Annotated in this window: 21 protein-coding genes; 6 read left to right on the forward strand and 15 right to left on the reverse strand. The window is 75.5% G+C overall.

The annotated features are described in order from the left end of the window. Positions 1-126 precede the first annotated feature (126 nt). Together ACFSJS_RS17880 and ACFSJS_RS17885 are read left to right on the forward strand one after the other, a co-directional pair. Positions 127-2,802 carry a cellulose binding domain-containing protein gene (locus tag ACFSJS_RS17880; RefSeq protein WP_380901504.1) on the forward strand — a complete coding sequence of 892 codons (2,676 nt, stop codon included), beginning with the start codon at positions 127-129 and terminating at the stop codon, positions 2,800-2,802. A 153-nt stretch (positions 2,803-2,955) separates the two neighbouring features. Further along, a complete protein-coding gene (locus ACFSJS_RS17885; protein WP_380901506.1) occupies positions 2,956-3,816 on the forward strand; it encodes a 3-hydroxybutyryl-CoA dehydrogenase in 861 nt (286 codons plus the stop codon). Between the two features lie 102 nt (positions 3,817-3,918). Here ACFSJS_RS17885 and pheT read toward each other — a convergent pair whose 3' ends face one another. From pheT to infC, 7 genes are all read right to left on the reverse strand, one after another. Next, positions 3,919-6,426 (reverse strand): phenylalanine--tRNA ligase subunit beta, encoded by a 2,508-nt coding sequence (gene pheT / locus ACFSJS_RS17890; protein ID WP_380901508.1) that lies wholly within the window; start codon positions 6,424-6,426, stop codon positions 3,919-3,921. Next, positions 6,426-7,559 (reverse strand): phenylalanine--tRNA ligase subunit alpha, encoded by a 1,134-nt coding sequence (gene pheS, locus ACFSJS_RS17895; RefSeq protein ID WP_380901510.1) that lies wholly within the window; start codon positions 7,557-7,559, stop codon positions 6,426-6,428. Before pheS ends, pheT begins: the two co-directional genes overlap by 1 nt. A gap of 184 nt (positions 7,560-7,743) precedes the next feature. Further along, a complete protein-coding gene (locus ACFSJS_RS17900; RefSeq protein ID WP_380901512.1) occupies positions 7,744-8,841 on the reverse strand; it encodes a sensor histidine kinase in 1,098 nt (365 codons plus the stop codon). Between the two features lie 36 nt (positions 8,842-8,877). Beyond that, positions 8,878-9,738 (reverse strand): TrmH family RNA methyltransferase, encoded by an 861-nt coding sequence (locus tag ACFSJS_RS17905; protein WP_380901514.1) that lies wholly within the window; start codon positions 9,736-9,738, stop codon positions 8,878-8,880. Between the two features lie 164 nt (positions 9,739-9,902). Continuing rightward, on the reverse strand, positions 9,903-10,286 hold the full coding sequence (rplT, locus tag ACFSJS_RS17910) for a 50S ribosomal protein L20 (protein ID WP_380901516.1): 384 nt from the start codon (positions 10,284-10,286) through the stop codon (positions 9,903-9,905). Between the two features lie 139 nt (positions 10,287-10,425). Continuing rightward, complete coding sequence (gene rpmI, locus ACFSJS_RS17915; protein ID WP_380901518.1) at positions 10,426-10,620, reverse strand: 50S ribosomal protein L35; 195 nt, start codon at positions 10,618-10,620, stop codon at positions 10,426-10,428. A 144-nt stretch (positions 10,621-10,764) separates the two neighbouring features. Then, positions 10,765-11,379 carry a translation initiation factor IF-3 gene (gene infC, locus ACFSJS_RS17920; RefSeq protein WP_380901789.1) on the reverse strand — a complete coding sequence of 205 codons (615 nt, stop codon included), beginning with the start codon at positions 11,377-11,379 and terminating at the stop codon, positions 10,765-10,767. A gap of 376 nt (positions 11,380-11,755) precedes the next feature. Here infC and ACFSJS_RS17925 point away from each other — a divergent pair, with 376 nt between their 5' ends. Then, positions 11,756-12,151, forward strand: a complete 396-nt coding sequence (locus tag ACFSJS_RS17925) for a DUF1844 domain-containing protein (protein WP_380901520.1) — start codon at positions 11,756-11,758, stop codon at positions 12,149-12,151. Positions 12,152-12,170: 19 nt separating this feature from the next. On the opposite strand, the gene ACFSJS_RS17930 is transcribed toward ACFSJS_RS17925, so the two are convergent. The 3 genes from ACFSJS_RS17930 to ACFSJS_RS17940 are packed head-to-tail and all read right to left on the reverse strand — an operon-like array spanning position 12,171 to position 15,273. Continuing rightward, positions 12,171-12,932 (reverse strand): SseB family protein, encoded by a 762-nt coding sequence (locus ACFSJS_RS17930; protein WP_380901522.1) that lies wholly within the window; start codon positions 12,930-12,932, stop codon positions 12,171-12,173. A gap of 20 nt (positions 12,933-12,952) precedes the next feature. Next, on the reverse strand, positions 12,953-14,245 hold the full coding sequence (mycP, locus tag ACFSJS_RS17935) for a type VII secretion-associated serine protease mycosin (protein WP_380901524.1): 1,293 nt from the start codon (positions 14,243-14,245) through the stop codon (positions 12,953-12,955). Further along, on the reverse strand, positions 14,242-15,273 hold the full coding sequence (locus tag ACFSJS_RS17940) for a hypothetical protein (RefSeq protein WP_380901526.1): 1,032 nt from the start codon (positions 15,271-15,273) through the stop codon (positions 14,242-14,244). Before ACFSJS_RS17940 ends, mycP begins: the two co-directional genes overlap by 4 nt. 250 nt (positions 15,274-15,523) lie before the next feature. Here ACFSJS_RS17940 and ACFSJS_RS17945 point away from each other — a divergent pair, with 250 nt between their 5' ends. Further along, a complete protein-coding gene (locus ACFSJS_RS17945) occupies positions 15,524-16,738 on the forward strand; it encodes an amino acid deaminase/aldolase (protein ID WP_380901528.1) in 1,215 nt (404 codons plus the stop codon). Between the two features lie 24 nt (positions 16,739-16,762). Here the strand turns inward: ACFSJS_RS17945 and ACFSJS_RS17950 are convergent, their stop codons facing one another. The 4 genes from ACFSJS_RS17950 to ACFSJS_RS17965 all read right to left on the reverse strand — a co-directional run bounded on the left by ACFSJS_RS17950 (position 16,763) and on the right by ACFSJS_RS17965 (position 21,422). After that, complete coding sequence (locus ACFSJS_RS17950) at positions 16,763-17,674, reverse strand: DUF2510 domain-containing protein (protein WP_380901791.1); 912 nt, start codon at positions 17,672-17,674, stop codon at positions 16,763-16,765. A gap of 81 nt (positions 17,675-17,755) precedes the next feature. Beyond that, entirely contained in the window at positions 17,756-18,559 is an 804-nt protein-coding gene (locus tag ACFSJS_RS17955) for a 3-oxoacyl-ACP reductase (protein WP_380901793.1), read from the reverse strand. 53 nt (positions 18,560-18,612) lie between these two features. After that, positions 18,613-19,968: an aldehyde dehydrogenase family protein gene (locus tag ACFSJS_RS17960; protein WP_380901795.1), complete on the reverse strand. Its 1,356-nt coding sequence runs from the start codon at positions 19,966-19,968 to the stop codon at positions 18,613-18,615. Between the two features lie 86 nt (positions 19,969-20,054). Further along, a complete protein-coding gene (locus ACFSJS_RS17965; protein ID WP_380901530.1) occupies positions 20,055-21,422 on the reverse strand; it encodes a glutamine synthetase family protein in 1,368 nt (455 codons plus the stop codon). Between the two features lie 351 nt (positions 21,423-21,773). Between ACFSJS_RS17965 and eat the strand changes: the two genes are divergently transcribed. Further along, on the forward strand, positions 21,774-23,273 hold the full coding sequence (eat, locus tag ACFSJS_RS17970) for an ethanolamine permease (RefSeq protein WP_380901532.1): 1,500 nt from the start codon (positions 21,774-21,776) through the stop codon (positions 23,271-23,273). Between the two features lie 31 nt (positions 23,274-23,304). Then, positions 23,305-24,033 carry a gamma-glutamyl-gamma-aminobutyrate hydrolase family protein gene (locus ACFSJS_RS17975; RefSeq protein ID WP_380901534.1) on the forward strand — a complete coding sequence of 243 codons (729 nt, stop codon included), beginning with the start codon at positions 23,305-23,307 and terminating at the stop codon, positions 24,031-24,033. Here the strand turns inward: ACFSJS_RS17975 and ACFSJS_RS17980 are convergent. Further along, a complete protein-coding gene (locus ACFSJS_RS17980; RefSeq protein WP_380901536.1) occupies positions 23,993-24,748 on the reverse strand; it encodes a helical backbone metal receptor in 756 nt (251 codons plus the stop codon). The two genes, ACFSJS_RS17975 and ACFSJS_RS17980, sit on opposite strands and share 41 nt — an antisense overlap. Positions 24,749-24,999 lie beyond the last annotated feature (251 nt).

Raw genomic sequence — 24,999 nt, forward strand, 5'->3', positions numbered from 1 at the left:
ACACACCCCCTTATGCGAACACCGTTCGACAACTAGCATCCACGCCACGCACATATGGGAGCGCTCCCACCCAGTGGTTCACCCCCGTACCGCCCTGTGGCGGTCTTGCCCGGAGAGGACGTATCCGTGCGCAGACGACGAACGGCCGGTGCCGCCCTGGCGGCACTGGCCCTGGCCGGCGGCTTGCTCACCGCCTCCGCGACCACCGCCGCGGCCGGCCCCGGTGCCGGCGACGCGCGGGCCGAGGTCTCGGCCGAGAGCTACACCTGGAAGAACGTCCGGATCGACGGCGGCGGCTTCGTGCCCGGCATCGTCTTCAACCGCTCCGAGAAGGACCTGGTGTACGCCCGCACCGACATCGGCGGCGCCTACCGCTGGGACCAGGCGGACAGGGAGTGGATCCCGCTGCTGGACTCGGTCGGCTGGGACAAGTGGGGCCACACCGGCGTGGCCTCCCTGGCCACCGACCCCGTCGACCCCGACAACGTATACGTCGCCGTCGGCAACTACACCAACGACTGGGACCCGGACAACGGCGCGGTCATGCGCTCGTCCGACCGCGGCGCGACGTGGCGGACCACCGAACTCCCCTTCAAGCTTGGCGGGAACATGCCAGGCCGGGGCATGGGCGAGCGGCTGGCCGTCGACCCCAACGACAACCGCGTCCTGTACCTGGGCGCCCCCAGCGGCCACGGGCTGTGGCGCAGCACGGACGCGGGCGCCACCTGGTCACAGGTGGCGGGCTTCCCCAACCCGGGCACCTACGTCCCCGATCCCACCAGCGACAACAGCTACCTGACCGACGAGGTCGGCGTCGTCTGGGTCGTCTTCGACGAGCGCACCGGCAGCCCCGGGAAGCGGACGCAGACGGTCTACGTCGGCGTCGCCGACAAGGAGGAGTCGGTCTACCGCTCCACCGACGGCGGCGCCACCTGGGAGGCCGTGCCCGGCCAGCCCACCGGCTACCTCCCCCACAAGGGCGTGCTGGACACCGCGGGCGGCCACCTCTACATCGCCACCAGCGACACCGGCGGCCCCTACGACGGCGCCAAGGGACAGGTGTGGCGCTACGACACCGGCAGCGGCACGTGGACGGACATCAGCCCGGTCCCCGAGGCCGACACCTACTTCGGCTACAGCGGGCTGACGGTCGACCGGCAGAACCCGGGGACGGTCATGGTCACCGGCTACAGCTCCTGGTGGCCGGACACCCAGATCTTCCGCAGCACCGACAGCGGCGGGAGCTGGACGCGGGCGTGGGAGTACAGCAGCTACCCCAACCGCTCCGACCGCTTCACCATGGACGTCTCCTCCGTGCCGTGGCTGACCTTCGGCGGCAGCCCCGCGCCGCCGGAGACCGCGCCCAAGCTGGGCTGGATGACCGAGTCGCTGGAGATCGACCCGTTCGACTCCGACCGGATGATGTACGGCACCGGTGCGACGATCTACGGCACCGAGGAGCTGACCGCCTGGGACCGCGACGAGGACTTCACCATCACGCCCATGGTGAAGGGCCTGGAGGAGACGGCGGTCAACGACCTGATCAGCCCGCCGTCCGGAGCCCCGCTGCTCAGCGGTCTCCTCGACATCGGCGGGTTCCGGCACACCGACCTGGACCGGGTGCCCGAGCTGATGTACCAGTCGCCGTACATGGGCAGCGTCAGCAGCCTGGACTACGCCGAGGGCAGCCCGGACACGGTGGTCCGGGTCGGCAGCAGCGACACCGGCCGGAACATCGCCTTCTCCACCGACAACGGCGCCAACTGGTTCGCCGGCGGCAGCCAGCCCGCGGGCGTGACCGGCGGCGGGACCGTGGCGGCGGCGGCCGACGCGAGCGGCTTCGTCTGGAGCCCGGAGGGCGCCGGAGTGCACCGCACCACCGGCCACGGGAACTCCTGGACGGCCTCGCGGGGCATCCCGGCGGGCGCGCGCGTCGAGGCCGACCGGGTGGACCCGGACGTCTTCTACGGATTCTCCGGCGGCACCTTCTACGTGAGCACCGACGGCGGGGCGACCTTCACCGCCTCCGGTGCCGCCGGACTGCCCACCGGCGGCAGCGTCCGCTTCAAGGCCGTTCCCGGCAGGCAGGGCCACGTCTGGCTCGCGGGAGGCAGCGGCGACGCCTACGGGCTGTGGCGCTCCACCGACGGCGGGCGGAGCTTCGCCCGGGTCGACGGGGTCGAGGAGGCCGACACCATCGGCTTCGGCAAGGCCGCGCCGGGCGCCTCGTACCAGGCGCTGTACACCAGCGCGAAGATCGGCGGGGTGCGGGGGATCTACCGCTCCGACGACGCCGGCGGGAGCTGGGTGCGGATCAACGACGACGCCCGCCAGTGGGGCTGGACCGGTGCGGACATCACCGGCGACCCGCGGGTGTACGGACGGGTGTACGTCGGCACCAACGGCCGCGGCATCCTCCGCGGCGACACCGCCGGGACGACCGACCCGGGCGACCCGACGGACCCGCCCGGACCGGGCCCGTCCGGGTGCGCCGTCACCTACAGGGTCACCAACCAGTGGCAGGGCGGCTTCCAGGCGGACGTCACCGTGCGGAACACCGGAACGGCCGCCCTGGACGGCTGGAAGGCGGACTGGTCCTTCGCCGACGGCCAGCGGGTGAACCAGATGTGGAACGCCTCCTTCACCCAGAGCGGTGACAAGGTCACGGCGTCCTCGGCGGGCTGGAACGCACGGCTGGAACCGGGCGCCTCGGCGGCCTTCGGCTTCACCGGCTCCTGGTCGGAGGCCAACGGCGCCCCGGAGGCCTTCCGGGTCAACGGCGCGGCCTGCACCACGGGCTGATCGCGGGGGCGGTCCCCGCCCGGTCGGCCGGGGCACCACGGCCCCGGCCGACCGGTCCACCGGCGCGGCGGGGTAACGTCGGTCGGCGAGGCGCCGCGGCCGGAACCGTACGGGGGCGGTGCCACCGACCAGTGGATCAGCGAAAGGCACGATGTGACCGACATCGAACGCGTCGGAGTGGTGGGCTGCGGCCAGATGGGCTCGGGTATCGCCGAGGTGTGCGCCCGGGCCGGTCTGGACGTCATGGTCGCCGAGACCACCGGCGAGGCCCTGGAGATAGGCCGTACCCGGCTGGTGACCTCCCTGGAGAAGGCCGCCGCGCGCGGAAAGATCAGCGAGGCGGAGCGGGACGCCACCTTGGAGCGGCTCTCCTTCACCACCGATCTGGGCGAGTTCGCCGACCGTGATCTGGTGATCGAGGCGGTCGTGGAGAACGAGCAGATCAAGACCGAGATCTTCCAGATCCTGGATCAGGTGGTCACCCGTCCTGACGCGATCCTGGCCTCCAACACCTCCTCCATCCCGCTGGTGAAGCTCGCCGTGGCGACCGCCCGCCCGGACCGGGTGATCGGCATCCACTTCTTCAACCCGGCCCCGGTGCAGAAGCTGGTGGAGCTGATCCCCGCGCTGACCACCTCCGACGACACCGTCGCCCGCGCCGAGAGCATGGTGGCCAAGGTGCTCGGCAAGCACGCCATCCGGGCCCAGGACCGCTCGGGCTTCGTGGTCAACGCGCTGCTGATCCCGTACCTGCTCTCCGCGATCCGGATGTTCGAGACGGGCATCGCCAGCCGCGAGGACATCGACAACGGCATGGAGCTGGGCTGCGCCCACCCCATGGGGCCGCTGAAGCTCGCCGACCTCATCGGCCTGGACACCGTCGCCTCCGTCGCGCACTCGATGTACGAGGAGTACAAGGAGCCGCTGTACGCCGCCCCGCCGCTGCTGCAGCGGATGGTCGACGCCGGGCGGCTGGGCCGCAAGACCGGCGCGGGCTTCTACACCTACGTCTGAGGCCCGGCCGGACGCGCCCGCGCGGCCCGGCGCCGGGCCGCGGAACGCCGGAGGGGCGGCCCGCGCGGGCCGGCCCTCCGGCGTCCGTGCCGTCCGCCGGCGCTACGCCCCGCGCAGCACCGCGCCCGTGCGCTCGACCGCGGCCGCCACGGCCGCCTCGCGCGCGGCGGAGGCCTCCTCGGCGGTCAGGGTGCGGTCGGCGGCGCGGAAGCGCAGCGCATAGGCCAGGGACTTCTTCCCCTCGCCGAGCTGCTCGCCGGTGAAGACGTCGAACAGCCGCAGCGACTCCAGCAGCTCCCCCGCGCCCTCGCGCAGCGCCGCCTCGACCTCGGCGGCCGGGACGGAGCCGTCCACCACCAGCGCCACGTCCTGGGTGGCGACGGGGAAGGCGGACACGTGCGGGGCCTGCGGGACACCCGAGGAGGCGCGCTCCAGCAGGTCGAGGTCGATCTCCATCGCGCAGGTGCGGGCGGGCAGGTGCATCGCCTTGACCACCCGCGGGTGGAGTTCGCCGGCGTGTCCGACGAGGACGCGCTCCCCGTCGACCACGGTGTGGAACGCGGCGCAGCGCCCCGGGTGCCAGGGGGCGTACCGGGCGGCCGTCACGGTCAGCTCGGCGCCGGCCTCGCGGGCGACGGTGCGGGCGGCCTCGACCGCGTCGGCCCAGGTCGCCGGGCGGCCCTTGCCCCACCAGCCGTCCTGCTCGCGCGCCCCGGCCAGGACGGCCGCCACCCGGCGCGGCTGCCTCGGCAGCGCGGCGCGGAGGGAGGCGATCTCCTCGTCGGTGGGGCGGCGGTCGACCGGCAGCCGCGCGGCGGGCGTCTCCTCGCCGGTGGGCAGGAAGACCAGGCCCGTCTCGAACAGCGCCAGGTCGTGGGAGCCCCGGCCGTCGTTGCGGCGCAGCGCGGCGAGCAGGCCCGGCAGCAGCGTGGTGCGCAGCGCCGGCTCCTCGTCGGAGAGCGGGTTGGCCAGCCGCACGGTGCGGCGGCGGTCGTCGCCCGGCTCCAGGCCCAGCCGGTCGAGGGCGGCGTCGCCGACGAACGGGTAGGTCGGCGTCTCGACGTAGCCCGCCCCGGCCAGCGCGCGGCCGACCCGGCGGTGCAGCCGCTGCCGCTCGGTCAGCCCGCGGCCCGAGGGCAGCCGCGGCAGGGTGGAGGGCAGGTTCTCGTAGCCCTCCAGCCGGATGACCTCCTCGGCCAGGTCGTTGGGGTCGGTCAGGTCCGGCCGCCACGAGGGCACGGTCACCGTCAGCTCGTCGGTGCCGTAGACGTCGCAGCCCACCTGCTGGAGGCGGCGCGCGACGGTCTCGCGGCCGTAGGCGGTGCCCGCCACCCTGTCCGGGTGGTCGGCGCGCATCTTGATGGTGTGCGGGCCGCTGGGCGAGACGATCTCGGTGACGCCCGCCTCGGCGGTGCCGCCCGCCAGCAGCACCAGCAGGTCGACGGTGCGCTGGGCGGCGGCGGAGGTGGCCTGCGGGTCCACGCCGCGCTCGAAGCGGCGGGAGGCCTCGGAGGAGAGCTTGTGGCGCCGGGAGGTGCGGGCGATGGCGACCGGGTCGAAGTGCGCGGCCTCGATCACGATCTCGGTGGTGCCCACCGCCGCCCCGGTGTCGGCGATCTCGGTGTCGGCGCCGCCCATCACCCCGGCCAGGCCGATCGGCCCGCCGTCGTCGGTGATGACCAGGTCCTCGGGGTGCAGCTCGCGCTTGGTGCCGTCGAGGGTGGTGAGCTTCTCGCCCGCCCGGGCCCGGCGCACGCCGATCGTCCCGTTGACGCGGGAGCGGTCGTAGGCGTGCAGGGGCTGGCCGAGTTCGAGCATCACGTAGTTGGTGATGTCCACGGCCAGCGAGATCGGGCGCATGCCCGCCTTCTGCAGCCGCCGCTGGAGCCAGATCGGGGAGCGCGCGTCGGGGCGCACCCCGGTGACCGTGCGGGCGGTGAAGCGGTCGCAGCCGAGCCGGTCCTCGATCTGCACCGGGTGGCCGTGGCCGTTGGGGACCGGGACGTCCAGCAGCGCCGGGTCGCGCAGCGGCAGGCCGTAGGCGATCGCCGCCTCCCGGGCGATGCCGCGCATGGACAGGCAGTAGCCGCGGTCGGGGGTGACGGCGATGTCGAGCACCTCGTCCACCAGCTCCAGCAGCTCGATGGCGTCGGTGCCCGCCTCGTGCTCCGGGGGGAGGACGATGATGCCGTCGTGGTCGTCGCTCATGCCCAGCTCGCTGGCCGAGCAGATCATGCCCTCCGACATCCTGCCGTAGGTCTTGCGGGCGCCGATCCTGAAGCCGCCGGGCAGGCTGCCGCCGGGGAGGATCACCACGACCTTGTCGCCGACGGCGAAGTTGGTGGCGCCGCAGACGATGTTCTGCGGCTCGCCGGTGCCGTTGGCGTCGCCGACGTCCACCTGGCAGTAGCGGATCGGCTTCTTGAAGCCGCTGAGCTCCTCGATCGCCAGCACCCGCCCGACGACGAGCGGGCCCTCCAGCCCGGCGCCGAGCTGTTCGACGGTCTCGACCTCCAGCCCGGCGGCGATCAGCTTCGCCGCGACGTCGCGGCCGGTCTCGCCGGCCGGCAGGTCGACGTACTCCCGCAGCCAGGAAAGCGGGGCCCGCATCAGATCTCCATCCCGAACGGCCGGGTGAACCGGACGTCACCTTCGACCATGTCTCGCATGTCCTCGACGTTGTGGCGGAACATCAGCATCCGCTCGATCCCGAACCCGAAGGCGAAGCCGCTGTAGCGCTGCGGGTCCACCCCGCAGGCGGTCAGCACCCGCGGGTTGACCATGCCGCAGCCGCCCAGCTCGATCCAGCCCTCGGAGGAGCAGGTGCGGCAGGGCCGGTCGGGGTTGCCGACGGAGTCGCCGCGGCAGGCGAAGCACACCATGTCCACCTCGGCCGACGGCTCGGTGAACGGGAAGTACGACGGACGCATCCGGGTGTCCAGGCCCTCGCCGAACAGCGAGCGGACCATGTGGTCGATGGTGCCCCTGAGGTCGGCCATGGTCAGGCCCTCGTCCACCGCCAGCAGCTCGACCTGGTGGAAGACCGGGGTGTGGGTGGCGTCCAGCTCGTCGGTGCGGTAGACGCGCCCCGGGCAGACCACGTACACCGGCAGGTCGCGCTCCAGCAGGGAGCGGATCTGCACCGGCGAGGTGTGGGTGCGCAGCACCACCCCGCCCTCCTCCCCGGCGCCCGCGGAGCCCTCGGCCCCCTGGACGAAGAAGGTGTCCTGCATGGTGCGGGCGGGATGGTCGGGGGCGATGTTGAGGGCGTCGAAGTTGAACCACTCGGCCTCGGCCTCGGGGCCCTCGGCGACCTCGTAGCCCATCGCGACGAAGACGTCCGCGATCCGCTCCGACAGAGTGGTCAGCGGATGCCGCGCGCCGGCGGGGGTGCGGTCGTGGGGCAGGGTGACGTCCACCGCCTCCTCGACCAGCACGCGCTCGTCGCGCTCGGCCTCCAGCTCCTCCTGGCGCTTCTTGAGGGCCTGGCCCACCGCGCCGCGGGCCTGGCCGACGCGCTTGCCCGCCTCCGCCCTGGCCTGCGGCGGCAGGGCGCCGATCTCGCGGTTGGCCAGCGCCAGCGGGGAGCGGTCGCCTGCGTGGGCGGCCTTCACCTCGCGCAGTGCCTCCAGATCGCCGGCCGCGGCGATCGCGGCGAGGGCCGCATCCCGTGCCCGGTCGATCTCTTCCGGTTTCAGTGCCTCGACCTCGACAGGGTCGTACGACTTGTTGGGTGCCGACATCTCTTCCCGTGCTTCTCGGTTGGCCCGTGGTTTCGGGTGGCTGATCCGCCCCGCTCCGGCGCTTCGGCACCTCGCCGAGGCGGAGCCGTTTCCCGGGGCCGCTGGAAGGTGCCGAATGTCGAGTCTACGGGGCGCGGAAGATCGTCACGGACTCGGTGGAGCCCGTGGCCCCGGCGTCTGCGGTTCAGGCCAGGACGGCGGGGGTGCCCACGGGCAGGGTGAACCGGAACTCGGCGCCGCCGGCCGGCGAGCGGCCGACCGTGATCGCCCCGCCGTGGGCCTCGACGATTCCCTTGACGATGTACAGGCCCAGACCGGTGCCGCCGCGCTTGCTGCCGCGCCAGAAGCGGGTGAAGACGCGGCTCATCGACTCCTCGGGAATGCCGGGGCCCTCGTCGCTCACCGTGACCGCCGTCCCTTCGTCGCCCGCCTTCGTGCGTGTCGGTGCCACTTCTATGGTGACGGTTCCCGCGCCGTGGCGCACGGCGTTTTCCAGCAGGTTGCCCAGCACCTGGTCGATCTTGTCGGGGTCGGCCCACAGCTTCGGCAGCGGTCCGGTGATCCGGCGGACGAAGCGGTCCTGGGGCTGGCCCGCGGCGATGTGCGCCCGCACGTGCCGGTCCACCGCGGCCACCAGGTCCACGGGCCGGCGGCGCACCTCCAGGCGCCCGGAGTCGATGCGGGAGATGTCCAGCAGCTCGGCGATGAGCCGGGTGACGCGGTCGGCGTCGGCCTCCACCGTCTCCAGCATCAGCCGCTTCTGGTCGTCGGTGAACCTCTCCCACTTGGCGAGCAGGGTCGCGGTGAAGCCCTTGACGGAGGTCAGCGGGGAGCGCAGTTCGTGGGCGACGGTGGCGATCAGCTCGGCGTGGCTCCGCTCGGTGCGCCGCCGGGCCTCCGTGCCGCGCAGGGAGACCACCAGCCGCTGCAGGGGGCCGGCGGGGCGGGCGCGGACGTACCGGGCGGAGACCAGGACCTCCCGGCCTCCGGGCAGTAAGAGGTTGCGCTCGGGCTGGCCGGTGCGGATGGCCAGGCCCCCGTAGGGGTCGGTCAGCCTCCACCAGCGGCGCCCCTCCAGGTCCTCCAGGGGCAGCACCTGCTCCAGGGGGCGGCCCAGGGCCCGGGCGGGCGGGGTGGCGGTGATGCGGGCGGCGGCGGCGTTGAAGCAGACGACCAGGCCGCGGGCGTCGGCGACGACCAGGCCGTCGGGCAGCTCGTCGGGGTGCGGGCCCGGGCCGTCGGCGGGCGCGCCGCCCTGTCCACCGGAAGTCCTCACGTCCACTCCCGCTCGCCCTCCTTCGGGTCCGGGCACGTCACCCTACTGGCTCGGCGTGACGGAGCGGCACCCTCCGGCAGCGCGCTGCGCACGGGCGGAGGCGTAGAGGCACACGGCGGCCGCGGTGGCGAGGTTCAGGCTCTCGGCGCGCCCGTGGATGGGGACGCGCACCACCTCGTCGGCCAGGGCGCGGGTCTCCTCCGGCAGCCCCCACGCCTCGTTGCCGAAGACCCAGGCGGTGGGGCCGCCCATGCGGCCCTCGTCCAGCTCCGTGTCCAGGTCGCGTTCGCCCGCGCCGTCGGCGGCCAGCACCCGCACCCCGGCCTCCCGCAGCCCCGCCACGGCCTGCTCGGCGGGGACCCCGACGGCGACGGGGAGGTGGAAGATGCTGCCCACCGAGGCCCGCACGGCCTTGGGGTTGTACAGGTCCACCGAGGCGTCGGTGAGCACCACGGCGTCGGCGCCGGCGGCGTCCGCGCAGCGCAGCACCGTCCCGGCGTTCCCGGGGTCGCGGACGTGGGCCAGGACGGCGACCAGCCGGGGCCGGGCGGCCAGTATCCGCGCGAAGGGCAGGTCCAGGAAGCGGCAGACGCCCACCAGGCCCTGCGGGGTGACGGTCTGGGAGAGCTCCGCGATCACCTCGTCGGTGGCGGTGCGGACCCGGGCTCCCGCGGCGCGGGCGGCCGCGACGACGTCGGCGTGCCGCTCGGCCGCCTCCGGGGTGGTGAACAGCTCGGTGAGCGTGGGCCCGTCCTCGCCCCGGTGGCCGACCGCCTCGCGCACGGCCTGGGGTCCCTCGGCCAGGAAGCGGCGCTCCCGGCCGCGGGTGTTGCGGCGGGCCAGCCGCCGGACGGCGGTGACCCGCGGGGAGCGCGGGGAGGTCAGTTCCGGGGCGGCGGCCATGGTGCGGCGTTCTCGCTTCTGTGACGGGTCGCTGACTGTGGTGGGGCGGGGCGCCCGGCGCGGGGCGGCGGGAAACGGCCGGACCCGCGGGCTCGTGGGCCCGCGGGTCCGTCGTGGTGCGTCACCCGCCGCCGTCGGGCGGACGGGCGCTGTCAGGCGGCGTCTCAGGCGGCCTTCGGGGCGTTGACGTCGCCCGGCAGCGCCTTCTGGGCCACCTCGACCAGCGCGGCGAACGCGTTCGGGTCGTTGACCGCCAGGTCGGCCAGGATCTTGCGGTCCACCTCGATCTCGGCGGCCTTCAGGCCCTGGATGAAGCGGTTGTAGGTCATGCCGTTCGCGCGGGCGGCGGCGTTGATCCGCTGGATCCACAGCTGCCGGAAGTCGCCCTTGCGGCGCTTGCGGTCGTTGTAGTTGTAGACGAGGGAGTGGGTGACCTGCTCCTTCGCCTTGCGGTACAGGCGGGAGCGCTGGCCGCGGTAGCCGCTGGCCTGCTCGAGGATCGCCCGGCGCTTCTTGTGGGCGTTGACCGCCCGCTTGACGCGTGCCACGTGAGTTACTCCTTGTCGCGGGGCCGGCGTGGTGGTCCGGCTGCCGTGCTACGGCGCCGCCGCCGACCCGAAGGTTCGATGGGGTCCCGGTCGTCGGTGTCCGCGCCCGCCCGGTCCGGGGACCGGTGGGCGGCGCGGCTCACTTGCCGAGAAGCTTCTTGATCTTCTTGGCGTCGGCCGGAGCCATCTCGGTCGTGCCGGCGAGGCGGCGCGTCAGCGTGGACGGCTTGTGCTCGAGGTAGTGGCGGCGACCGGCGCGCTGGCGCATCACCTTGCCGGAGCCGGTGATCTTGAAGCGCTTGCGTGCACCACTGTGCGTCTTGTTCTTCGGCATGTCGCCGTTCTCTCCTCGTCGGTGGCACCGCCGGCCACGCCGACCGTCGGGTCGGCGTGCGGCGACGTCAGCTGTTTCGGTTGCTGTCCGGGGCCCCGGGGGGTCCCGTTCGCGCCCCGGCGGCCGGTCTCCCGGCCCGCCGGATCACGCTTCGGCGCGCTCCTGTGCGGAGGAGTCTTCCTCCTGCTGCTGGCGGCCGGCCTTGCGGGCGGCCTGCGCCTCTCGGGCCTCGGCCATCGCCTCGGTCTTCTTCTTGTGAGGACCGAGGACCATGATCATGTTGCGGCCGTCCTGCTTGGGGTTCGACTCCACGAAGCCCAGGTCCTGGACGTCCTCGGCGAGCCGCTGGAGCAGGCGGTAGCCCAGCTCGGGACGGGACTGCTCGCGGCCGCGGAACATGATCGTGATCTTGACCTTGTCCCCCTGCTTGAGGAACCGGACGACGTGACCCTTCTTGGTGTCGTAGTCGTGCGGATCGATCTTCGGCCGGAGCTTCATCTCCTTGATGACCGTGTGCGCCTGGTTCCTGCGCGCCTCACGGGCCTTCATGGCCGACTCGTACTTGAACTTCCCGTAGTCCATGAGCTTGCACACCGGCGGACGGGCGTTCGCCGCGACCTCGACCAGGTCGAGGTCGTACTCCTGGGCAAGCTCCAGGGCCTTGGCGAGCGGCACGATGCCGACCTGCTCGCCACTGGGACCGACGAGTCGCACCTCGGGGACGCGAATCCGGTCGTTGATGCGGGGCTCGGCGCTGATGGGGCCTCCTCGGTTGCGCCACGCGGATGTCTGGCGGACAGCCGCGCACGGTTACGTATGGGTTGACCACCGGACCAAGACGCGAAAACGCCCCGGACGGAACGCAGGCGGGGCTCCTCGCTGACCGGGAGCACCGCCGCGAAACACCGCGGGGCGCAGCCTGACCGTGGACCCGCCGGCCGCGGGCCGGTCGGGTGGGAGCTTCGGAGCCTCCACTTGCGGGCCGGAACGCGCTCCTGTGACGGAGACGTGTCCGGCCGGTCGATTTCCCAGCATAGCAGGGTCGGGCGGGAACCCCTCCCCGGGTGCGGTGCGCACCCCCGCACCGCGGGACCTAGGCTGGGGCGCACCGTCCAGCAGGAAGCGATGAACGACGATGAGCGAGACCAGCGGCACCCCGTCCCCGTCCTCCCCCGGCCCCTCCGGGAGCGGCGGGACACCCGACTTCGAGAACCTGACCCGCGACATCGCGGACGTGCCCGCGGTCGAGGTGATCACCACCGTCGCGGTGCACCTGATGAGTTCGGCCGCCGTCCACCTCGGCCTGGCCGAGGGCGGCGAGGAGCACAAGGACCTGGACGAGGCCCGCAAGCTGATCCACTCCCTGGCCGGGCTGGTCACCGCCGCCGCCACCGAGATCGGCTCCTACCACGCGGGTCCGCTCCGCGACGGCCTGAAGTCGCTCCAGCTCGCCTTCCGCGAGGCCTCGGTGGTGCCGGACGAGCCGGGCCAGGGCCCGGGCGAGAAGTTCACCGGCCCGGTCTTCGGCTGAGCGCGCCGCCCCGGCGCGCTCAGCCCCGGCCCGCCTCCCCGGCGTCCCGGTCGTACAGCGGGCTGCCCGGCAGCGGGCCGTCCGGAGGCAGCAGCGCCAGGTCCAGGCCGCGCACCAGCCGGGCGCGCAGCGTCTCGTCCGCCGCGAGGGCCGCCGCCACCCGCCCGGCCGCCTCGCGGGGCGGCACCGCCGGATCCAGGCGCAGGGCCAGTGTCCCGTCGGTGCCGCGGCCGGGACCCAGCCGGGCGGCGCGCACGGCGGGCTCGGCGGCGAGCACCGCGCGCAGCGCCCCGGTGACGTCCGGGTCCCGCAGGGGGTCGGCCGGCGCGGTGCGGCCCTCGGCGAGCGCGCGCAGCGCGGGGCCGGTGAGCTGGTAGGTCACCGGGCCCGCCAGGTCGAGGACGAGGGTGTCGGCGCCCTCCTGGGCGGCGGCCCGCAGCGCCTGGTGCAGGGGCACCGCGACCGGACGGGCGTCCGGACGCCAGCGGGCGAGGCTGTCGGTGGAGGTGAAGGCGGGCAGGGCCCGCCGTCCGCCGGGGGCGTTGAGCGTGGGCACCGCCATGTCGCTGGTCTTCTCGCGCCGCAGCCCCCGCTCGTCCTCCTCCGCCTCGCCCAGCACGGCGACCACCGGCACCAGCAGCCGGGCCCCCGCCAGCGCGGCCAGCACCTCCGGCTCGGCCGAGCGGTCCGCGGACCACGCCTCCAGCGCCGCGGCCAGGGCGGGGTCGGCGGATCCGTCGTCGTCTGCGAAACCGGGGTCGGGGATGTTCTTGAGCGCCACGCCCCGAGGGTATCCCGCCCTCATCCGGCGGTCGGCGCCCCGGTCCGCCCGGTCCGCCCGGAGCCCCGGCCGCCGCGCAGCAGGAGGACGGCGCAGACCACCAGCAGCACGCCCGCCCCGGCGGCGGCGGGCGCCAGCAGGCCGCCGCCGGGCTCGGGGGCGGGCCCGGCGCCGAAGTACTCCTCCGGGTACGCCTCGGCCTGCGGCCGCTGGCGGCGCGGCTCGACGCCCGCGCCCAGCTCGATGGCGGCCGCCGGGTTCACGATGCCGGTGCCCAGCTCGTCGCTGCGGCCGCCGGGCGGGGTGTTCCGGGCGGTCTGCGCGATCAGCTCCTTGACCTGCGCCGGGCTGAGGTCGGGGTGGGCGGACCGGACCAGGGCCGCGCACCCGGAGACGAAGGCGGCGGCCGCGCTGGTCCCCCAGCCCTCGTAGTACTCGCGGTCGGGGTAGGTGATGACCACGTCGTCACCGGGAGCGCTGACGGTGGCGTACCAGCGGCGGGTGGAGAAGGGGGCGCGGTCGCCGTCGCGGTCCACGGCGGCCACGGCGATCACCCCGGGGTAGGCCGCGGGATAGGAGACGCGGTCGCCGTCCTCTCCCCCGTTGCCCGCGGAGGCGACCACCACGGCGCCCTTGCGCAGCGCGTAGCGGACGGCGGCGTCCTCGGCCGGGTCGGGGTGGGCGGAGGCGCTGTCGTCGCCGAGCGAGAGGTTGATGACGTCCGCGCCGTTGTCGGCGGCCCAGCGGATGCCCTCGGCCAGGGCGCCGCCGCGCTCCTCGCGGGCCTTCTTGCGCTGGGGGTCGCCGTCCTCCAGCAGCACCCGGACCGGCAGGATCCGCGCCTCGGGCGCGACGCCGAGGACCCCCAGGCGGTCGCCGGGGCCGTGGCCGCGTCCGGCGATGATCCCCGCCATGGCGGTGCCGTGCCGGGCCCAGTGCCGGTCGCCGGGACCGGCGCCGAAGCCGATGAGGTCCCTGCCCTCCAGGACCCGGCCGCGCAGGTCGGGGTGGTCGGCGTCGACACCGGTGTCGAGCACCGCGACGGTGATGCCCTCGCCCTTGGTGGTGTTCCAGGCGTCCCGGGCGCCCACCGCGTCCAGGCCCCACTGCCGGTGCCGCACCTCGTCGGCGCTCGCGGGCGGCGCGGCGGCGGCGTGCGCGCAGAGCACCGCCAGCGCCGCCAGGAGGGCCGCCAGGAGCCGGGCGGCCCCCAGGGGTGCGGTGCGGCGGCGGGACGCGCCGCCGGGGCGGTGGAGCGGGGCGCGGGGTGCGCCGGCGGGGCCGGGCGTGGTGGAAGGGTCCGTGGCGTTCATCGGTCCTGTTCGGCTTCCTCGGCGGCGGTGCGGCGCAGACCGCGCTCGACGCGGTCGGCGATGCCGCGGGCGTCGTGTCCGAGGCCGGCCTGCGCGGGCGCGGCGGTCTGTCCCTCGACGACGGCCTCGTCGGCCGCCTGCGGCCCGCTGACGGTACGGCCGTCGGCGAAGCCCGACACGGCGTAGACCACCACGGGGACGTCGGTGAGCAGCCGTACCGTCCAGCTCGCGCGCTGGGCGTCGCCGAAGCGGGCGGCCGCGGTGCCGCGCACGGCGTACGGGCGGGGCATCAGGTCGGTGCGCCGGTGGAGGCCGTCGCGGTCGAACCGCTCGCGCAGGGCGCGCATGGCCCGCTCGTCGGCCTCGGTGAACAGCATGCCGACGGTGGTGACGCTGCTGCTGGTCTCGTCCACGTACGTGGCGCGCAGCAGCCGGGCGCAGCCGGCCGGGGCGAGCACTGCGGCCAGCGCGGGGTCGAAGGCCCCGGTGCAGTCGTCGTCGGGGGCCACCCCGACCCGGATCCAGTGCCGGTCGGCTCCCCCCGGTCCGGCTCCCCCGCCCTCGATGGTGCGGGGGAAGAGCGTGTCGACGGGTATCTCGTGCCACAGGGAGCGCGCGCGGGCGAAGCCGGCCCCGGGGCCGGCGTCGGAGCCGTCGACGAGCCAGGTGCCGGCGGCGGCGCCGCCGAGCAGCCCGAAGCCGAGGACGAGGCAGAGGACCGCGGCGGCGGTGCGGACCGGTCCGCGTCCCCGCCGGCCCTCCCCGTCCCCGCCCGCCGCGGGGGCGTCCGCGGCGTCCGCCCCGGGACGGGCACCGGACGCGCCGGAGGCCGCCGCGGAGGCGCCGGGACCGGGCGGTACCGGGGGCGGCAGCGGCGTCCGAGGGGCGGGGGCCCGGGACGCCGGGGGCGGCCCCGTCGGTATGGGGGGCGCACCGGCGGCGGTGCGCGGGGCCCACGGCCGTGCGGAGGGCCGCGGCGGTACGACGGGCGGGAGCGGAGTCCGGGCCGGGTCGGCCTCAGTGCTCACCGGCACCCCCTCGCGTTCTGTGCCGCCCCGTCGACTCCCTTGCGGGGCAGGCCGGTTCGATAAGGACATCACACCGCCGACCAGCGCCGGACGGTGGTGTGCGCGTCACTCTACGGTGCTCCGGCACGGTCACGGCAACTCGCTCCCGGCCCCGGCCCGGCCTCCCCGGCGGCCGGGGCCGGGAGCGGTCCCGCGGCTGCGCGCCGGGCAGGGGCTGTCCGGACCGGTCCCGCTCTGGCATGCTGCCCGCGTGTTCGACGCGACCGCCTCCCCCGCCGCCGACCGGGCCCGCTACGACCGGGCCACCGCCCACCTCGACGCGCCGCTCGCGATCGTCGACCTGGCGGCGTTCGACGCCAACGCCGCCGACCTGGTGCGCCGCGCGGGCGGGAAGCCGGTTCGGGTGGCGAGCAAGTCGGTGCGGTGCCGCGCCCTGCTGGAGCGCGTCCTGGCGCGGGACGGGTTCGCCGGGGTCATGTCCTTCACGCTCGCCGAGTCGCTGTGGCTGGCCCGCTCCGGCGTCGGCGACGTCCTGCTCGCCTACCCCTCGGCGGACCGGGCCGGGTACGCCGAACTGGCCCGCGACCCGGAGCTGGCCGCGTCGGTGACGGTGATGGTGGACGACCCGGCGCAGCTGGCCCTGATCGACGCCTCCCGCGGCGGCGGGCGCGAGGAGATCCGGGTCTGCCTGGAGCTGGACACCTCCCTGCGGCTGCTGGGCGGCCGGGTGCGGGTCGGCGCCCGCCGCTCGCCGCTGCACTCCCCCGCGCGCCTGGCCGACCTGGCCCGCTCGGTGGTGCGCCGCCCCGGTTTCCGGCTGGTGGGGCTGATGGCGTACGAGGGGCACGTCGCGGGCGTGGGCGACGCGCCGCCCGGGCGCCCGCTGCGGGCGGCGGCGGTGCGGTTGATGCAGTCGGCCGCGCGGCGCGAGCTGGCCGGGCGGCGGGCGGCGGCGGTCCGCGCGGTGCGCGCGGTCGCCCCGGAGCTGGAGTTCGTCAACGGCGGCGGCACCGGCAGCGTGCAGCACACCGCCGCCGAGGAGGCGGTCACCGAGGTCGCCGCGGGCTCGGGGCTGCTGATGCCGCGGCTGTTCGACCACTACACCTGCTTCTCCGGCCGCCCCGCGGCGCTGTTCGCCCAGCCGGTGGTGCGGCGGCCCGGGATGGGTGTGGTGACGGTGCTCGGCGGCGGCTACCCGGCCTCCGGTCCGGCCGGGCGGGACCGGCTGCCGGTGCCGTACCTGCCGGCCGGGCTGCGCTACGACCCCGCGGAGGGCCCGGGCGAGGTGCAGACGCCGCTGCTGGGGCCGCCCGCGGACGATCTGCTGCTCGGGGACAAGGTGTGGTTCCGGCACGCCAAGGCCGGCGAGCTGTGCGAGCGCTTCGATGCGCTGCACCTGGTCGAGGGGGACCGGGTGACGGCGGTGGTGCCGACGTACCGCGGGGAGGGCCGCACCTTCCTGTGAGCCGCCCCCGGGGGCGGCCGGGCCTCAGACCGCCACGCCCGGCCCCCGGGCGGCCCGGACGCCCGCCACGATGCGGTCCATGTCGCCGGTGCCCGGCGCCTCCGCGTGGATGTCGACGCCCAGACGCAGCACCAGCAGCCGGCCGCTGCCGTCGGGCGCCGGGAAGGCCACGGACTCCACGTACGCGTCCGGCTTCCGCTCGTTGGTGATCCGCCAGCGGACGCGGTGGCCCTTCTGCCCCGCGACGGTGACCTCCTCCGAGGAGACCACCCGGTGGTCCCGCACCCCGCCGTACCCCGTGGCGTCGTAGGTCTCCTCCGCGTTGCGGGCGATGTCCGCCTCGGCCGCCTCCCTGGCGTCCGTCCCCGGCGGCTCCCCGGAGGCGCGCAGGGAGACCCCGCCCCGCACGCAGTTCAAGGAGGGGTCGGCGGGGCAGGGGTAGGGGCCGGTGGAGAGCCAGATCCCCCGGTCCGTCTCCGCCTCGGTCCAGCCCTCCGGGACGGGCACGCTGACGCCGTTGGCCCGGTCGACCGCGGTGCCGGGGGTGCCGTCACCGGGGGGCCGCCCGCCGTCCGGGCCGTCGTCGGTCCCGCCTCCGCCGGGTGTGCTGCCGGCGGGGGCGGGGTGCGCCCGGTCCGCGCCGTCGCCGCCACCGCCGCCGAGCAGCAGGAGGCCGCCGGCCATCAGCGCGCTCACCACGACCGCGGCGGCGATGACGGCGGCCACCAGCGGACCGCGCCGCGGCCGGTCGCCCTCCTGCGGCCCGTCGTGGGGGAGTGCCGCCGCGTGGGGGGTGTACGTCCCCCACGCCGCGTCGTGGGGGGCGGGGGCGGCCCGGGTGTGCCCCGTCCAGGCCGAACCGTCCCACCAGCGCTCCGGTGCCGGACCGGAGCCCGTGTGCCCGGGGTCCGGGTACCAGCCGGGCGGTGTCGTCATGCTCACCCCGTGCACAGTAGCGGCAACCGGCGCCCGGCAGCAGGGGTGCGCCCCGGCTGCCCCCGCCCGAGGGGCACGGGGTCACAGGGGGGTGACGTACGCCCCCGAGATCCCGCCGTCCACCAGGAACTCGGCGGCGTTGACGAACGAGGAGTCGTCGCTGGCCAGGAAGGCGACGGCGGCGGCGATCTCCTCCGGCTCGGCGAACCGGCCCGCGGGGACGTGGACCAGCCGCCGCCGGGCCCGCTCGGGGTCCGCGGCGAACAGCTCCCTGAGCAGCGGGGTGTTGACCGGGCCGGGGCACAGGGCGTTGACGCGGATCCCCTCGCGGGCGAACTGCACGCCCAGCTCGCGCGACATCGCCAGCACCCCGCCCTTGGAGGCGGTGTAGCTGATCTGCGAGGTGGCCGCGCCCATGACGGCCACGAAGGAGGCGGTGTTGACGATCGACCCCCTCCCCTGCCGGCGCATGTAGGGCAGGACGGCCTTGCAGCACAGGTAGACGGAGGTGAGGTTGACCTCCTGCACGCGCCTCCAGGCCGCCAGGCCGGTCTCCAGGATGGAGTCGTCCTCGGGCGGGGAGATGCCGGCGTTGTTGAAGGCGACGTCGATGCTTCCGTACGTCCCGTGCGCCGTGGCGAACAGCGCCTCCACCTGCCCGGGGTCGGTGACGTCGACGGACACGAAGGTGCCGCCGGCCTCCTCGGCCGCGGCCCGGCCGGCCTCCTCGTCGACATCGCCGCAGACGACGGCGGCGCCCTCGGCGGCCAGCCGGCGGGCGGCGGCCCGCCCGATGCCGCTGCCGGCTCCGGTGACGACGGCGGTGCGCCCCACCAGGCGGCGGCAGACGGGCGCCGAGGCGGCCACGGCCGTCTCCGCCCCCACCGCCTCCCCGACGGCCCCGGCCGCGCCGCCCGCCGCTCCTGCTGCTGATCCGGTCACTGCTGCTCCTCGGTGGCGATGAAGACGTTCTTGGTCTCGGTGAAGGCGGCCAGCGCGTCGGGGCCCAGCTCGCGCCCCAGGCCGGACTGCTTGTAGCCCCCGAAGGGGGTCCAGTAGCGCACGCTGCTGTGGGAGTTGACGGAGAGGTTGCCCGCGGCGACGGCGCGCGCCGTGCGCAGGGCGCGGCCGGCGTCGCGGGTCCACACCGAGCCCGCCAGCCCGTAGTCGGTGGCGTTGGCCAGGCGGACGGCGTCGGCCTCGTCGTCGAAGGGGAGGACGACGGCGACCGGGCCGAAGACCTCCTCCGCGGCGGCCCGGTCGCCGGCCTGGTCCGCCGTCAGGACGGTGGCCGGGTACCAGTAGCCGGGACCGGAGGGCACCGCGCCGCGGATGGCGGCGGGGGCGTCCTCGGGGACGTAGGAGCGGACCCGCTCGCGGTGGGCGGCGGAGATCAGCGGGCCCATGTCGGTGGCGGGGTCGGCCGGGTCTCCGGCGGTGAACGCCCTCACGGCCGGCTCCAGCAGCTCCATGAACCGGTCGTACACCGGGCGCTGGACGAGGATGCGGCTGCGGGCGCAGCAGTCCTGGCCGGTGTTGTCCAGGAAGGAGGCGGGGGCGGCGGCCGCCGCCCGTTCGAGGTCGGCGTCGGCGAAGACGATGTTGGGGCTCTTGCCGCCGAGTTCGAGCGTCACCCGCTTCACCCGCGCCGCGCACCGGGCCATGATCTCCCTGCCCACGGGCGTCGACCCGGTGAAGACGACCTTGGCGACCCCGGGGTGGTCCACCAGGGCGGTGCCGGTGACCGGCCCGGCGCCGGGCAGCACCTGGAACAGGTGCTCGGGCAGGCCCGCCTCCAGGGCGAGTCCGGCGAGGCGCAGCGCGGTGAGCGGGGTGGCCTCGGCGGGTTTGAGGAGGACGGCGTTGCCCGCGGCCAGTGCGGGGGCGGTGCCCCAGGCGGCGACGGGCAGGGGGAAGTTCCACGGGGCGATGACGGCGACGGTGCCGAGCGGTTCGGCGAAGGTGACGTCGATGCCGCCGGGGACGGGGATCTGGTGGCCTGTCAGGCGCTCCACTCCGCCGGCCGAGTACTCCAGCAGGTCGCGGACGTTGCCCGCCTCCCAGCGGGCGTTGCCGATCGGGTGGCCGGCCTCGCGGACCTCCAGGCGGGCCAGTTCCTCCAGGTGGTCGTCGACGGCGGCGGCGAAGCGGCGCAGCAGCCGGGCGCGGTCGGCGGGGGCGAGGGCCGCCCAGCGCTCCTGGGCCGCGGCGGCCCGGCGCACGGCGGTGTCGACCGCGGCGGGCGGGGTGGCCGGGACGGTGGCGATCACCTCCTCGGTGGCGGGATCGACCACCTGGTGCTCGCGGGGGTGTTCGGGCGCGGCTGCGGCGGTGCCGCGCCGGCCGGTCCCCGTCGCGGTGTCGGGCACGGTCGTTCCCCTCACATGCGTTCGAAGGAGCGGTAGCGCTCCCAGTCCGTGACGGCCGTGTCGTACGCCTCCTGCTCGACGCGCGCCATGGTGGCGTAGTGCTCGACGACCTCGTCGCCGAAGGCGGCACGCGCCGGCCCGCTCCCCTCCCACAGCTCCGCGGCCTCGCGCAGGGTGGCCGGGACGCGGGCGGCGCCGCCGGTGTAGGCGTTCCCGGTGCAGGGCTCGGGGAGGTCGAGGGCGTTGTCGATGCCGTACAGCCCGGCCGCGACCATGCCGGCGACCGCCAGGTAGGGGTTGACGTCCCCGCCGGGGAGGCGGTTCTCCAGCCGGTGCGAGGGGCCGCGGCCGATCACCCGCAGGGCGCAGGTGCGGTTGTCCGGGCCCCAGGCGACGGCGGTGGGCGCGAAGGAGCCGGGCCGGAAGCGCTTGTAGGAGTTGATGTTGGGCGCGTGGAGGAGGGTGAACTCGCGCAGCACGGCGAGCTGTCCGGCCAGGAAGTGCCGCATCAGCTCCGACATGCCGTGGGGCGCGCCGTCGTCCGCCAGGACCGGCGAGCCGTCCTCGTCGCGCAGGGAGAGGTGGATGTGGCACGAGTTGCCCTCGCGCTCGTCGTACTTGGCCATGAAGGTGAGCGCCATCCCCTCCTGGGCGGCGATCTCCTTGGCACCGGTCTTGTAGACGGAGTGCTGGTCGCAGGTGGTGAGCGCGTCGCTGTAGCGGAAGGTGATCTCGTGCTGGCCCAGGTTGCACTCGCCCTTGGCCGACTCCACCGCCATCCCGGCCGCGCCCATCTCGTTGCGGATGCGGCGCAGCAGCGGCTCGATCCGGCCGGTGCCGAGGACGGAGTAGTCCACGTTGTAGAGGTTGGCCGGGGTCAGGTGGCGGTAGCCGCGCTCCCAGGCCGACTCGTAGGTGTCCCGGAAGACGATGAACTCCAGCTCGGTGCCCGCGCAGGCCGTCCAGCCGCGTTCGGCGAGCCGGTCGAGCTGGCGGCTCAGCACCTGGCGGGGCGAGGCGGCCACCGGCGAGCCGTCGTGCCAGGCCAGGTCGGCGGTGATCAGCGCGGTGCCGGGGTTCCAGGGGGTCAGGCGCAAGGTGGCGGCGTCACCGTGCAGGGCGAAGTCGCCGTAGCCCTTCTCCCAGGAGGACATGGCGTAGCCGTCGACGGTGTTCATCTCGGCGTCCACGGCGAGCAGGTAGTCGCACCCCTCGGTGCCGTGCTCCAGCACCTCGTCCAGGAAGAACCGGGCGGCGAACCGCTTGCCCTGGAGGCGGCCCTGCATGTCGGTGAAGGCGAGGACGACGGTGTCGACGTCCCCGGAGTCCACGCGCCGCCTCAGTTCCTCGACGGTGAGCGGGGGTCTGCGGTCTGCCACGGGGCCTCCTGCGGTTGGCCGTGAGCCATAAGGTATTCATCCGCATCTTTGGATGAAAGTGGGCGCCGTGAACGGATCCCCCGGCGGCCGGGTCGGCACACCCGGCGCGTCCCGCCTACCCGGCGCGCACGGCGCGTACCGCACCTTCGGCGCACACGGCGCGCACGGCGCGCACGGCGCGTCGGCGGCCTCCGCGGGTCGGCCCGACGGCCTGCCGGACCGCGTCCCGCCGCCGGAACGTTCCCTCCGCGCACGGGACTTGTGCGCGGCCGCCGCGAGCCGCGATGGTGTGCGTCGGGACCTCTGCCCGTGCGCGTCCCACGTCCCACCGGCCCCCGGCAGGAGCGGCCCATGACCGACGGCACCCGCCCCCGCCCCGCGCGGACGGCCGCCTCCGGCGGTGCGCCGCCCGGCGGCCAGGCACCGCCGGGCTCCCCCGGACACGACTACCTCCGCCGCCGCTCGCTGCGCCGCGGCAGCGCCGGCCCGCTGCTGCTGGCGGGCCTGGGCGTGGCCTACGTCGTCTCCGGCGACTACGCGGGCTGGAACTACGGCCTGGCCGAGGGCGGTTTCGGCGGGCTGGCCGCGGCCACCGCCCTGATGGGGCTGATGTACACCTGCCTGGTCCTCTCGCTGGCCGAGCTCTCCTCGGTGCTGCCGACCGCGGGCGGCGGCTACGGCTTCGCCCGGCGCGCGCTGGGCCCCTGGGGCGGTTTCCTGACGGGGACGGCCGTCCTGGTCGAGTACGTGCTGGCGCCCGCCGCCATCGCGGTGTTCATCGGCGGCTACGTGGAGTCCCTCGGGCTGTTCGGCCTGACCTCCGGCTGGCCGGTCCACCTGGCCTGCTTCACCGTCTTCACCGGCGTCCACCTGTGGGGCGTCGGCGAGGCGCTGCGCTTCAGCTTCGCGGTGACCGGTGTCGCGGTCGCCGCCCTGGCCGTCTTCGCCGTCGCCGCCTTCTCCACCTTCGACGCGGCCTCCCTCACCGACGTGGCCGCCGACGGGACGGCCTTCGGCGCGAACTCCTGGCTGCCGTTCGGACTGCTGGGCGTCTGGGCCGCCGTCCCGTTCGGAATGTGGTTCTTCCTGGGGGTCGAGGGGGTTCCGCTGGCCGCCGAGGAGACCCGCGACCCGGCCAGGACGATGCCCAGGGCCATGGCGTGGGCCATCGGCGTGCTGCTGGTCCTGGCCGCGGTCACCCTCCTGGGTGCGGCCGGCGCGGCGGGCTCGAACGCCATCAAGGACGCCGACAACCCGCTGGTCGCGGCGGTGGAGGCGGCGAACGGCGGCGAGCCGACCGCACTCAGCCGGATCGTCAACCACGCCGGGCTGGCCGGTCTGGTGGCCTCCTTCTTCTCCCTGGTCTACGCCGGTTCGCGGCAGCTGTTCGCCCTCTCGCGCGCCGGCTACCTGCCCCGCGTCCTGTCCCTCACCAGCCGCCGCAAGGCGCCCTGGCCCGCCCTGGTGGTGTCCGGCGCGATCGGCTTCGCCCTGGCCGCGTACACCGGGGACGGCGCGCGGATGCTCAACATCGCGGTGTTCGGCGCCTCGGTGTCGTACGTGCTGATGGCGCTGTCGCACATCGTGCTGCGCCGCCGCGAGCCGGGACTGCACCGCCCCTACCGCACCCCCGGCGGCGTCCTGACCTCCTCGGTGGCCCTGGTGCTGGCGTGCGCCGCCGTGGTCGCCACCTTCCTGGTGGACCCGGAGGCGGCGGGCATCGCCGTGGTGCTGTACGCCGCGGCCGCCTGCTACTTCGCGTTCTACAGCCGCCACCGCCTGGTGGCCGCCGCGCCGGAGGAGGAGTTCGCGGCGCTGGCGCAGGCCGAGGCAGAGTTGGAACGCGACTGACCGCGTCCCGACCGACCGACCGGAGGTCCCCGTGCCCGCCCCGCTCATCGGTGTCAGCACCTATCTGGAGCCCTCGGTGCGGTGGGGGGTGTGGGACCAGCCCGCCGCGCTGCTGCCCGCCGGCTACCACCGGCTGGTGCAGCGGGCGGGCGGCCTGGCCGCGCTGCTGCCGCCGGACGGCGCGCCCGGGGCCGCCGCCGCGGCGGTGGAGCGGCTGGACGGGCTGGTCGTCGCGGGCGGCCCGGACGTCGAACCCGTGCGCTACGGTGCCGAGCCGCGTCCCGAGACCGGGCCGCCCGCGCGGGAGCGGGACTCCTGGGAGCTGGCCCTGGTCGACGCCGCACTGGCCGCCGGGGTGCCGCTGCTGGGCGTCTGCCGCGGGATGCAGCTGCTCAACGTCGCCCTGGGCGGCACGCTGGTCCAGCATCTGGAGGGCCACACCGGCCCGCCCGGCGTCTTCGGCACGCACACCGTCGTCCCGGTGCCGGGCACGGAGCTGGCCCGGGTGCTGGGCGAGGGGGACGCCCGGGGGGTCGCGGTGCCGACCTACCACCACCAGGCCGTGGACCGGCTCGGCGAGGGGCTGGTCGTCTGCGCCCGGTCCGGCGACGGCACCGTCGAGGCGGTCGAACTGCCGGGGGCGCCGGGCTGGACGCTGGGGGTGCAGTGGCACCCGGAGGCCGGCGCCGGGGAGGACGTGCGGGTGATGCGCGCCCTGGTCAGCGCGGCGGAGGACCGCCGGGGCCGAGCGCGGCGGTGAGCGCCGCACCGAGCACGGCCGGGGCCTCGGCCAGCGAGGGCCCGTACCAGGTCAGGTGCCGCCCGCTGACGAGGGCCGCGGGCAGTGCGGGGAAGGCCTCGGGCCCGTCGTCGGCGGTGAACCGGTAGGGCTCGTCGGGGAGGACGACGAGCCCGGCGCGCCCCGGCTCGTTCAGCTCTCCCAGGGGGACGCGGGGGTAGCGCTCACAGTGGTCCGCGTAGGCGTTGCGCGCGCCGAGACGGGCCAGGACGTCGCCGGCGAAGGTGTCCCGGCCCAGCACCATCCACGGCCGCCTCCAGACCGGCACCACGACGGCGGCGTCGACGACGGGGCGCACGTCCCGCCAGGCGTCCTCGGCCTCCTCCAGCCAGGCCGGCCGGGGCAGCCCGCAGCCGCCGGTGAGCACCCGGTCCAGCTCGGCGAACGCCTGCGGGAGGGTGCGGACCTCGGTGACCAGCACCTCGATCCCGGCCGACCGCAGGGCGGCGAGGTCGGCCGGGCGGTTCTCCTCCTCGTTGGCGACGACGAGATCGGGGGCGAGGGCGGCGATCCGCCCCAGGTCGGGGTTCTTGGTGCCCCTCACCCGGACGGCGTCCAGGCCGGGCGGGCGGGTGCACCAGTCGGTGGCCCCGACCAGCAGTTCCGGCGCGGTGGCGGCCACGGCCTCGGTCAGCGACGGGACGAGCGAGACGACCCGGCGCACGGTGCCGCTCACGGCGCCACCGCCCCCTCCGGCCCGGACCGGAGGGAAGCCGCCGGGCGGGCCGCGGGGAGCGCCCCGCCGGTGCCGGCGCCCCGGCGGGGCGGGACCGGCACCCCGTGACGGACGGGTGCGCGGTGGCGGACGGGTGCGCGGTGGCGGACGGGTGCGCGGTGGCGGACGGGTGCCATGCGGACAGCCTAGGGGCGGGCGTCCCGGCCCCGGGCTGTCACCGCCGTGCGGCATGATCGGGGCGTGACCACGCG

The organism is Streptomyces desertarenae (genome assembly GCF_042681365.1).
Lineage (GTDB): Bacteria > Actinomycetota > Actinomycetes > Streptomycetales > Streptomycetaceae > Streptomyces > Streptomyces desertarenae.